Raw genomic sequence first — 9935 nt, 5'->3', positions numbered from 1 at the left:
CGTATTTATGAACTATAGGCTCTTTTACTTTCAAGAGATTTGACACTTCTTTTCTAGTATAATAATCTCCAATATCCAATCTAATCATGTTTTACTCCTTTCTCTAAATCAAAACCTAAATTTGCAATGATTGCTTTTTGTTCTTCATAAACTAAAAAATTAGAAATCAATACTAAAACATCACCGAAACAAAAGCGATTGTAACTCGTGCTTTGTTCTAGTATCTTAATCTCTAAAATATCGCTTGATTTTTCAAGCGAGGCAGTTATTTTCCATTTTTTTTCGATAATTTTTGACACCTCATCTTTGGCTCCTTGTGTAAAAGCTTTATCATCTCTTAGGAGCAACATTTCTTTTATGGTTTGTTCTAACACCTCTCTTGTATTTGCCAACTCTTTTTCTAAAGCTAGTCTTGCTTTTTTATAATCGTTAAATTCTTTCATGTTTTTTCCTTATTTTTATTTTTTAAAATTAAACAAACATTCCTTTATTGTTAAACCATAAATTTTTACAATTAAAGGAATAACAGCGTTACCTAAAGCCTTAACCGAGTCCAATACTTCGGATAACCCATCATCTGTTCGTATATCGATACAATCAATTTCATAAGATTTTTTATATCTTTTTTCTCTATAAATCCTATATAAGGATATAATCTCTTTTGATGGCATATTTGGCTTTTCATTTGAGTAGAAATAGAAAAATTCTTTATGCAAAAAGCGTCCGATGCTAAGGGAGTCGGTAGGAAAATATTCTTTATTCCAACAAATAATATAAGCTCGTTCTCTTTTATGCGCGTATCCAAAGGACTTAGCACATAGTATTTGCCACCAACAATCATACCCGATTGCTTGAAGCTCTTTTGTAAATTCTTCTCTAGTATTATCTCGCCGAATAAGTTCTGAACTATTTTCAAACAAAATAAATTTTGGTTTTGTAAATTTGACAATTCTAACGACCTCATAAAATAATCCGCTCCTTTCTCCATTAAGTCCTTTTTTGCGTCCGGCTATACTTAAATCTTGACAAGGAAAACCAGCTGTAATTAAATCAATTTCTATATTCTTAAAATCTTTTTCATTAAGATGCTTAATATCTTCAAAGACATAGCTTTGATTAAAATTTTGTCTTAAGATTTTTTGACAATAAGGATCGCATTCACAAAAATATAAAGTTTTAAATAACTCATTATCTGCCATTTGCAAACCTAAAGCAAAACCACCAATACCACTAAACAAATCTAAGTGATTAATAACACTCATTTCAAAAGCTCCTTATTTTCGTGGATATTACCGATGACTTCAAAATCATAATAATACTTCTCAAAATAAGTTAGCTCTCCACCTTCTTCTGCGGTTTCCTCATTGTTAGACACGAGCATAAAACCATTTTTCCAAAATTTTACAATTCCTAAATATTTTTGACCAAAATGATAAGCTATAACAATATCACCTTCAAAAATCTTTCTATCATTCTTATCATAAGACCCTGTCCATAGCTCTAAATCATCATCTTCGCCTATTTTTAAAATTATAGACTGGTATGTTATAAAATCTTCGTGTGTTAAACTTTCACCTCTTTCTTTCTTTTTTATGATTTCGAATGTGTCTAATTTTGGAGCATTACAATAAATTGATATCTTTTTAGTATATTTCTTAAAATAATTACTCCAAATCCTAAAATCAAAATCTTGTAACTTCATTTTTCACTCCTTTATAAATAAGCAATAAAAAAAACATAAATAAGTCCGATAAATAATAGATTAAATATCATTTTTCTTCTTTTTCCTCACCTTTGCTTTGCTCTTGATTAAAAAGATTAGGTTGTTTTAAAAAATCTATATCTCGCATAACTCTTTTAAATTGTTCTTCATAAGACTTAATGCTTTCGTTGATAGCTTTTCTTTCCTCTTTTAAATTATTTAAAGTCCTAAATAAATTTGCAGCCGCCATAGCAAGTCTTTTTAATTCTTCGTTAAATTCTCCTTGATTTTTAAGTTCATTAAGCTCTTGCTCTTTAAGTTTAAGTTCTAATTTTTCCATTTTGTATTCCTTTCAATAAATTTTCTAGTTTTTCTATGCCACGATCTAAGACTTCTTGTTCTTCCTTCGTTCTTGCTTTGCTTTCTTGTATATTTTTAGCCTCTATGCTATAAAATACAAAGTCTATACGCTTATAAAAACTTAGTTTGTTTTTATAAACTTCTCTTAGCTTTTGCAAAATGCTTTCTTTTTGCCTTTGAAATTCAGCTATTAAAAAAACATTATTATAAAAAAAGCAAAGTTTTCTTTCTTTTTCATGCCCTACTATACGAACATCAATTAAGCATTTATTTAAATCGCCCTCTAAAACAAGTTTTGCTAGATCGTGTGCTTCCAAGATCCACGTTACACTCATTTAGCACCTCATAGTATAGGTTTTGCTTAATTCCCTAGTGATTTTTTCTACTTTAAAAGTGGCTTTGATTTCATTATCACAAGCAGGACACATTCCTTTTAAAGTTACACTTTGCCCTACTTCTGCGGTGCAAGTTTGCAAATGAAAACCATTACTTACAGCAAAGACAAGATGGCAATGTTCGCATTCTAAAAATCCTTTAAAAATAAATTTTGCTTTCATTTTTCCTCCTTAACTTGCTAAAGCATAAGGTTTGAAGACCTTAGCCCAACGTGGATTATTTAAATATTTAGTTTGTTCTAGTATCACTTCTATATTAAAATGCCAAATTCCAATCATTCTTAGATAATCTTGCATAAAATCAAAGGCTTCATTGACATCGCTTTCTATACAATCTAAAAATTTATTTTTAAGCCTAAATCTTAGCTCCAATCTTTTCCACCTTGTAAATTCTGGCTTTAATTTCTCTTTGTGATAGTAAGTTTGTTTTTCGTATTTATCATAGATCAAAACACGTTTTAGATTGTAGTATTTGCTTTTAGGTGAATTAACATAAATACTTGTTTTATAAGCGTGAATTTCTCCATCGATTTTAAGTTTTTTAAACCTATTAGCGTGTTCATATTCTCTTGCTTTAGATACAGCTAAACTATCATCAAAATCACAAGCGATATCTACGCTATAAGCTTTAAATCGTTTAGTCATTTTGCTTAAGATCTTCCATACCTCAGCTTCTATTTGTTTAGATGGCTGATAAAGTCCGTTAAATTGAACTTCTATATAAAAATCTTTTGATTTTTTATTCTTTTTAGACAACTCAAAACAATCTTTTGAATTGTCAAGAATTATCATTGTGTTTGAAAGACTTTTGTTTCTTGGCTTTAAATTGATATAACGCAACTTAAAAGGATAACGCTTGTCATTTGTTTTTATGCTTTTAAATTTCTCTTTTGCAAATTCATCAATGCTTTTGTTTCTTGTTGTGCTTCGCATTTTTTCAAACAATCCCCATTTTTTAAGATATTTATAAAATGTTGTTCTTGGGATAACAAAGTGAAAGCTATCGTATCCTGTGCTGTGTTGCATAAAATATCCCTTTCAAATCCTTTTTTCATTATAAAGCCATTGCTACTTATTTTTACAAGTGCATAGCCACGCATTGCTAATTTTTCTATAACCTTTGCCATTTGTGCTTTTCTAAAAGCATCATTGTCTTTTTGTATGGGCTTAAAACTCATTTATTTCCTTTTTTTAGACATTAAATGAGTGTTTAGGGTTTGTGAAAATGTCCTAAACACTGATAAAATAGTGATTTGTTATTTAATGGATAAAAAGTTCTTTTGTTTTTCTAATTTAAAAGCCAATACATCACAAGCTTTTTTGCTTAGCTCATCGTTTGCACTTAAAATTTTAGTTTTAAGTTCTCGCATTAAACTTTCCACCCAAAGAAAAAGTTCGTCGTCTCTAAAAACAAAAAGTTGATTTTTGGCAAATTCTGCTTTTAGTTTTTCGTATTTTTCTCCTTGTATATTTTTAAGATTAAAAACCTTTTCCTTAGTTTTTTTATGTTTTTGTTTTTCGATTAAAAGCTGATATTTTAAAGCTTTTATTTCGTTTTCTAAGTATGGTTCGTTACTCATTTTTTACTCCTTAGTTTAAAAACACTTTATTTGTGTTTTAATTATTAAATAATACACTAATTTTATGTTATTGTCAATAGTTAATATATATAATTTATGTTTTTAGTAGAAATTCAAACACTTTTAAAGTGTTTTTGTAAGAATTTTTTTAAGAGTTCTAAAATCTTCTAATTCTTCTTTGAGCTTTAAATTTTCTAGATATAAATTAATAGCAAATGTAAGCGGCTCACTTATCTTTTCCTGTCTTGAAGCATTATTTAAAGCACTCTCGCTATATCCAATCTTTTCTCCAAGTTGTTTATAGGTAAGTCCTAGTTCTCTACAGGTTTTCTTGATAAGATTGTCATCATTTTTTGCCATTAATTATCCTTATTCTTTTAAAAAATAAATTCTACTAAAAATCACTTAAAACTTTAATAACTATGTGATTATTTCGTTTTCTAAGTATGGTTCATTGTTCATTTTTATTTCCTTAGTTTAAAAACAACTATTAAAAGTAAAACTGCTATAATCGAGTCCAAAATCACGCCTAAAACTTCCATTTTTTACCTTTCTTTTGTAAAATTGAAAAAGGAGTAAAACTTAATTTTACCTGCGGGGCTTAAAGCCCCTTGATTTATCTTTTTACCATTTTATAAAGTAGATAAATCGTAATCAACTTAACGATGGCGGTCGTTAAATTAACTACACAGATAAAAACTTCCATTGGTTTTACTCCTTTCTTTTTAGATTTCAAAAATAATAAAATATTAGTTTTGATACGATAATTATATAATAAAATATTTGTTTTGTCAAGAGATAAAATAATATAATATTAATAAATTTTCAAAATAAACTAATAAAATATTTGGAAATATAGCAAAAAGGATAATTTTAAAATAGTCCTTAATTTTAAGGACTACTATTTTTTTAGTATTTTTTCTAGTATATTTTTTAATTCTTCAAAGTCTTTTAAATCATTTTCAAGTTCTAAAATGCGTTGATACATTTTAAGGCTATGTTCTATACTTGCAGTAATTTTATCATTAGTTATCGCATTTGTTAAACCACCTTCGCTTAATCCTAAATGCTTTGCTAACTCTTTATAAGTTAAATTTCTTTCCTTGCAAAAATCCTTAATTTCTTGTGCTGTCATTAGTTTTCCTTTATACACATATATCAAAATGTTCTAAATTATTCATAATTTTACTTTTTTTAAATTTTAAAATTTTATCAAAACTTTACTTAAGCAAATAAACTTCTCTCTATGTGTTTAAACATTATCTCATTTGCACTTTTGAAAAATTCTTTTTTAATCTCAAAGCCGTATGCTTTTCTATTTAAATTTACAGCAGCTAAAAGAGTGCTTCCACTACCTGCACACGGATCGATAACCACATCTTCTGTATCTGTAAAAATACTTATAAGTCTTTCTAAGAGTTTTACCGGTTTTTGTGTAGGATGGATTTTTGGAATGTCATCATCTTTGATCCAATCCATACAATTATAAATCATCTTACCGTCGTTGTTAAATTTTGGCAATTTTTCTCTATAAAGTATTAAGGCATATTCACAATTTCCAACTATTTTCATATTTGCTTTTAAAACTTGAGATGAGTTTTGTTTTCTAAAGACTAGATTTATATAATGGTTAAAGCCGTGTTTTTTGGCTACGTCTATAAGCATAGCTTGTTGCTCGAAAGAACAAAAGACAATCATACAAGGACTTTTACCGCATTCTTTAGGTTCTTTTATAAGCATTTTGGAACAAAAATGCATAAATTCACTTACTCTAAAATCATTATCTGTATCAAAAAAAGCTTTATTTGCTTTTTTGCTTTCTCCATTTTTATGATCCCCATTGATATACCACTCAGGACTTGATGCGTAAGCGTTGTTTCCTAAGTTATAAGGAATGTCGGCAATGACTAGCTGTGCTTTGGGTATATTATATCTTTTGAAATTTTGAAAATGATCGTTATATAATTGTGGTTTAAACATTCTATTTTCCTTTTTTTTATTTCATCACATCAGTTTAAAAACAGCTAAGTTCCTTTAACCTGCTTTTAAAATGGACTTTAATACTGCGATTTGCCCCTTGCCTGTTATCTTGGTTGTGCTTACAAGGCGATCACCTTTTATTGTGCTTATAGTGGTTTCGCTTACTTTAAAAAATCCTTGTTCGATGTATTTTTGATAAGGTTTATTGTCGTTCATTAGAAAGCCTTTTTCACGTAAAATTTTAAAAAGTCTTTTTTCTCCAATTTCTAAGTGATTTTTTTCGTGTAAAATTTTTGCATAATCTCTTATTAAAATTGCATCATTGCTATCTTTTATGCGATTTGCAAAGTGAATTAAGGGTGCGTTTTGTTCGGCTTTTTCTTTTAAAGTTTTGTTTTCAAGTTCTAATCTTTGAGCTTCCAATGCAAATTTTCCGGCCTCTAGTAAAGCTTCGGCATAAGTTTGTGGAACTTTTAAACTTTGTTTTTTGATTTCATTTTCTAAGTATTCTAATCTATCGATTATTTTTGCTCTTAGCTCCACACTATAACCACTCACTAAAATCAATACTTCTCTTTTTGGTAAGCGGTAACACTTGTAAAACTGCTTGTTTTGTGGGTTTTGGTAGGTGTCTTCAAATTTGGAGACACCCCCTTCAACTACTTTTTCTAAGTAAGTTTCTATATCTCTTGTAACGTGAAAATGTTCTTTGCCTGTAAGCTCTGCGATTTCTAAAGATGTTAAGCTTATTTCTTTGTTTTCATCTTTTTTAAAAAGCTCTAAATTATTCATTTTTATCTCCTTAAATTAGTGTTTAGATGGAGGCTTAAAAAGAAATTTAAAGAGTTTTGTAATGCACACTAAAGGAATAAAAAATTTAAAGAGAATTCCCATAAGCCCCCATTTAAACACTAAGCCAAAGCTTAAGACCTGCATTCGAAGTTAAATAACTTCTGGAATTTTGGCAATTAACAAAGACTTTTTAAGTCTCACTTTCCCAGCCGTCGCCCTGGAGTGCGGTAAGTAAAAGAACGCACTAGCTTTTAAAAAGCTAGTGTAAGAAGAACTTTTGGCGATAAACGCAACTTGATTAAAAACCCTTTAAGCACACTTTAAAATGTGCTTAATGAGGCTTTTACGCTGCCTCAATCTCTTCCAATAAAGCTTTAATCTGCGTAATGGCTCTTTCGTGAGCTTCCTTGAAAGTTACATTTTTTTTATACTCATCCTTTAAAGCTTCAATTCTTTGAATCAATCTCTCATCATCTCTTATGCCAAGTTTTAAAAGTGCGATTTCTACTTTTGAATTACGCTTGGTTGGAGTAGTAAGCCATACATATAAGGTTCTGTCTTTAAGATCTAGTTTTTTTTCTATCTCGACTATGGTTTTAACATCTAAAATTTGTTTGATTTTTTCTTCTAATTTCATTTTGCCATCCTTAAAGAAATAATAGTTTTTTCAAAAAGTCCATCGCTGATCGCTTCTATGCTTACCTCATCGTTTTGATGCAAAAAATTAAGTGCTTTTTCAAATGTTTCATCGCTAAAATTGAAACATTTTCTAAGTTCTTCTTTTTCTTCTGTTTTTCTAAAACTCAAAACATCTAAAATTGATTTTGCTTCTATCATTTGCTAACTCCTTGCTTTGGTATTTCTTAAGACTGGTTTATTTGTCCTTTTTATAGTGATTAAACACTAAAGCTATTAAAAAATTACATCTTGCATTTTCTACCTTTTTTATCTACTTTAAAGGCTCCTTTAACTACACTTTAATTCACACAAAAAATAAAGGAGCCATCAAAATGGACAATTTAGAACAAAAAATAACCAAACTCGAACAAAGAATTTCTTTACTTGAAGATTGCTTTCTGCATTTTGGCGATAAAGCATTTGAAGAAATTAACAATCTTCGTTATTTAAGAGATGATCAAAAACAAATCCTCTCTTTAGCCATAGACCTTATTTGTGAAACCACAAAAAAAGAATTTGATTCTAATCATGCGTTACTTGATCCAAATTCGACCAAGGTAAAAGCTGATAACTCTTAAAGCTTATTGATATAGTAGTGCTTAGCATATTTGCACTACTGCATATAAGCATTTCAAATGCCTTATTTACATCTTTAACTCCTTTTTTCATAGCTATTACTTCTAATTCTTCAACTATTTTTTCATCTAACTCAAAAGCAACGACATCTTTAGACTGGCCTGTAATTTCCACATAATAAAACTTCCACATTCGTTTAACACAAGCTTCCAATATTCCTTCTTTAGTTACACCATAAGCAATAGCTACCAATTCTAATCTTTGAGCTAAAACTGCATTGATATAAATAGTTCTAGTTTTATTTTTTTGATGCAATCTTTCATTTTCTGATTTTTTGCGTAACTTTTTAAAAAAAGGTAAAACCATATCTATAGATATAGATAAAAAATTTTTTAACCCTTTATCTTGTTCTAAAACATTATTTTGATAATCTGTTGTGGTTGGTATTGGCTCTAGCTTATTCATGCTAGATAATATTGATTCGATGATTCGCATTTTATTTCCTTTAAGTGCAACTTTTGTTTTCAATTTAAAACAATTTGTAATTAACTTTTTTAAAATGTTGGTGTTATTATAATAAAAATATACTCATTTTGTCAAGTTTATATTTTCATTTTGTAAAAAAATACTAAATTTTTGAGTATAAATATTTTTTATGATACAATTTTTAAAAACATCAAAAAAAGGAATTAATAATGAAAGAAAATATTTCATACGAAAATTATGAAAAGAATTTGAAATTGGAATTAGAAAATAAAAGAAAGGATTTTGATAGTCAGATTTCACAAATCATACCAGGTCAAACACAAATGATAAAACTTTATTTTTGGTTTGCTACTCTTATAATATCAGGGCTTTTGACTATATCGGGCAAGATGCTTAAAATTTATCTTACTTTTTCAAACTTGGAAATCTTACAAATATCTTTTTTTATCCTAACTTTTATATGTGGTATGGCTTGTATCTTTTTTACACTAAAAGCGATTTTAACAGGAGCTACTATCTACCATCCAATCGAACTAAAAAATGCATTTGAAAAGTTTCCAAAAGATAAATGCGAACATGTAAAAGGTTTAGAAAGAATGATAAATGCAACTTATAAAGCCATAAAAGCAAACAAAGATGAAATCATAAAAACTGCAAAACAATTACGTTTATCTTTTTATAGCATTGTTCTTTGTTTGTCTTTTTTTATAATATTTTTAATCACTTTGATTCCAAATTTTATAGAAAGGGGGTGAGTATGTTTGACAGATAAAAAAGAAAGTGTGGAAGTAGACACACCTACTCCAACACAAACCAGAGATGATAAAAAAGATTAAGGCGATTTAGCCTTAATCAAACAAAATATAATACCCAAAAAAGAAAAACGCAAGTATAAACCAAAACTCCATTTTTCAACCTTTTAAATCAAAATAATATAAGTTTAAATTAAAACTTGGCATACTTATTGCTTAGGTTTTAACTAATGATTTAATTTTTTTAAATTGTTGGTGTTATTATAATAAAAATATACTCATTTTGTCAAGTTATTTTATAACTTTTGAAAGGATTTTTGTGAACGTTAAAGAAATATTAGATCAATGGAAATCAGAACAAAAACTAAAAACTTATAAAGATTTGGCTATTTTTTTAGGCGTAGCACCAAATACACTCGATGTTTGGAAACAAAGGGGTAGTATACCTCCTAAAAATATACTCAAATATATTCAAATGCATTCAAGTATAAAATCCACAGATACAATTTCAATACGTTATTTTCCTGACATTTACGCAAGTGCTGGTTTTGGCAATACAAATGAAAATGAAAATTTTCAAATTATCAACGTAGATAAAACTTTTTTAACTGAAGTTTTAGGAGTGCCTTATAAA

The 9935-nt window shown here is 28.3% G+C and carries 18 protein-coding genes and 1 pseudogene; 3 read left to right on the top strand and 16 right to left on the bottom strand.

The genetic code is table 11. From position 1 onward, the window contains the following. Positions 1-80: 80 nt before the first annotated feature. From CQA69_RS08550 to CQA69_RS08480, 15 genes are all read right to left on the bottom strand, one after another. Complete coding sequence (locus CQA69_RS08550) at positions 81-443, bottom strand: hypothetical protein (RefSeq protein ID WP_137621362.1); 363 nt, start codon at positions 441-443, stop codon at positions 81-83. Between the two features lie 15 nt (positions 444-458). Then, positions 459-1262 (bottom strand): DNA cytosine methyltransferase, encoded by an 804-nt coding sequence (locus tag CQA69_RS08545; protein ID WP_137621361.1) that lies wholly within the window; start codon positions 1260-1262, stop codon positions 459-461. Continuing rightward, positions 1259-1702 (bottom strand): YopX family protein, encoded by a 444-nt coding sequence (locus CQA69_RS08540; RefSeq protein ID WP_137621360.1) that lies wholly within the window; start codon positions 1700-1702, stop codon positions 1259-1261. The genes CQA69_RS08545 and CQA69_RS08540 overlap by 4 nt, the downstream gene beginning before the upstream one ends. Before the next feature lie 67 nt (positions 1703-1769). Further along, positions 1770-2042 carry a hypothetical protein gene (locus CQA69_RS08535; protein ID WP_137621359.1) on the bottom strand — a complete coding sequence of 91 codons (273 nt, stop codon included), beginning with the start codon at positions 2040-2042 and terminating at the stop codon, positions 1770-1772. Next, positions 2023-2397: a hypothetical protein gene (locus CQA69_RS08530; RefSeq protein ID WP_137621358.1), complete on the bottom strand. Its 375-nt coding sequence runs from the start codon at positions 2395-2397 to the stop codon at positions 2023-2025. The genes CQA69_RS08535 and CQA69_RS08530 overlap by 20 nt, the downstream gene beginning before the upstream one ends. Next, on the bottom strand, positions 2398-2619 hold the full coding sequence (locus tag CQA69_RS08525; protein WP_137621357.1) for a hypothetical protein: 222 nt from the start codon (positions 2617-2619) through the stop codon (positions 2398-2400). 9 nt (positions 2620-2628) lie between these two features. Continuing rightward, a complete protein-coding gene (locus CQA69_RS08520; protein WP_137621356.1) occupies positions 2629-3390 on the bottom strand; it encodes a hypothetical protein in 762 nt (253 codons plus the stop codon). Further along, positions 3327-3635, bottom strand: coding sequence for a hypothetical protein (locus CQA69_RS08515; RefSeq protein ID WP_137621355.1), 309 nt, complete (start codon positions 3633-3635; stop codon positions 3327-3329). The genes CQA69_RS08520 and CQA69_RS08515 overlap by 64 nt, the downstream gene beginning before the upstream one ends. Positions 3636-3713: 78 nt before the next feature. Continuing rightward, a complete protein-coding gene (locus tag CQA69_RS08510; protein ID WP_137621354.1) occupies positions 3714-4037 on the bottom strand; it encodes a hypothetical protein in 324 nt (107 codons plus the stop codon). 123 nt (positions 4038-4160) lie between these two features. After that, the gene (locus CQA69_RS08505) at positions 4161-4397 is read right to left on the bottom strand and encodes a transcriptional regulator (RefSeq protein ID WP_137621353.1); all 237 of its coding nucleotides are present in this window, start codon (positions 4395-4397) and stop codon (positions 4161-4163) included. Positions 4398-4938: 541 nt separating this feature from the next. After that, positions 4939-5172, bottom strand: coding sequence for a helix-turn-helix domain-containing protein (locus CQA69_RS08500; protein WP_137621352.1), 234 nt, complete (start codon positions 5170-5172; stop codon positions 4939-4941). Positions 5173-5261: 89 nt separating this feature from the next. Beyond that, the gene (locus tag CQA69_RS08495) at positions 5262-6017 is read right to left on the bottom strand and encodes a DNA-methyltransferase (protein ID WP_137621351.1); all 756 of its coding nucleotides are present in this window, start codon (positions 6015-6017) and stop codon (positions 5262-5264) included. 54 nt (positions 6018-6071) lie between these two features. Beyond that, positions 6072-6809: a Rha family transcriptional regulator gene (locus CQA69_RS08490; protein ID WP_137621350.1), complete on the bottom strand. Its 738-nt coding sequence runs from the start codon at positions 6807-6809 to the stop codon at positions 6072-6074. Between the two features lie 343 nt (positions 6810-7152). Next, positions 7153-7446, bottom strand: coding sequence for a hypothetical protein (locus CQA69_RS08485; protein ID WP_044261589.1), 294 nt, complete (start codon positions 7444-7446; stop codon positions 7153-7155). Further along, positions 7443-7646 (bottom strand): hypothetical protein, encoded by a 204-nt coding sequence (locus CQA69_RS08480; protein WP_137621349.1) that lies wholly within the window; start codon positions 7644-7646, stop codon positions 7443-7445. Before CQA69_RS08480 ends, CQA69_RS08485 begins: the two co-directional genes overlap by 4 nt. Positions 7647-7819: 173 nt before the next feature. On the opposite strand from CQA69_RS08480, the gene CQA69_RS08475 reads away from it, so the two are divergent. Next, the gene (locus CQA69_RS08475; RefSeq protein ID WP_137621348.1) at positions 7820-8065 is read left to right on the top strand and encodes a hypothetical protein; all 246 of its coding nucleotides are present in this window, start codon (positions 7820-7822) and stop codon (positions 8063-8065) included. Here the strand turns inward: CQA69_RS08475 and CQA69_RS08470 are convergent. Continuing rightward, on the bottom strand, positions 8010-8558 hold the full coding sequence (locus CQA69_RS08470; protein ID WP_137621347.1) for a hypothetical protein: 549 nt from the start codon (positions 8556-8558) through the stop codon (positions 8010-8012). The genes CQA69_RS08475 and CQA69_RS08470 overlap by 56 nt on opposite strands. Before the next feature lie 200 nt (positions 8559-8758). On the opposite strand from CQA69_RS08470, the gene CQA69_RS08465 reads away from it, so the two are divergent. Both CQA69_RS08465 and CQA69_RS09215 read left to right on the top strand, forming a co-directional pair. Continuing rightward, positions 8759-9304: a hypothetical protein gene (locus tag CQA69_RS08465; RefSeq protein WP_137621346.1), complete on the top strand. Its 546-nt coding sequence runs from the start codon at positions 8759-8761 to the stop codon at positions 9302-9304. A 316-nt stretch (positions 9305-9620) separates the two neighbouring features. Beyond that, a pseudogene (locus tag CQA69_RS09215) lies at positions 9621-9935 on the top strand (S24 family peptidase); the annotation flags it as partial.

This window comes from Campylobacter estrildidarum (genome assembly GCF_005406205.1).
GTDB lineage: Bacteria > Campylobacterota > Campylobacteria > Campylobacterales > Campylobacteraceae > Campylobacter_D > Campylobacter_D estrildidarum.
This window is presented reverse-complemented; position numbering and strand designations above follow the sequence as displayed.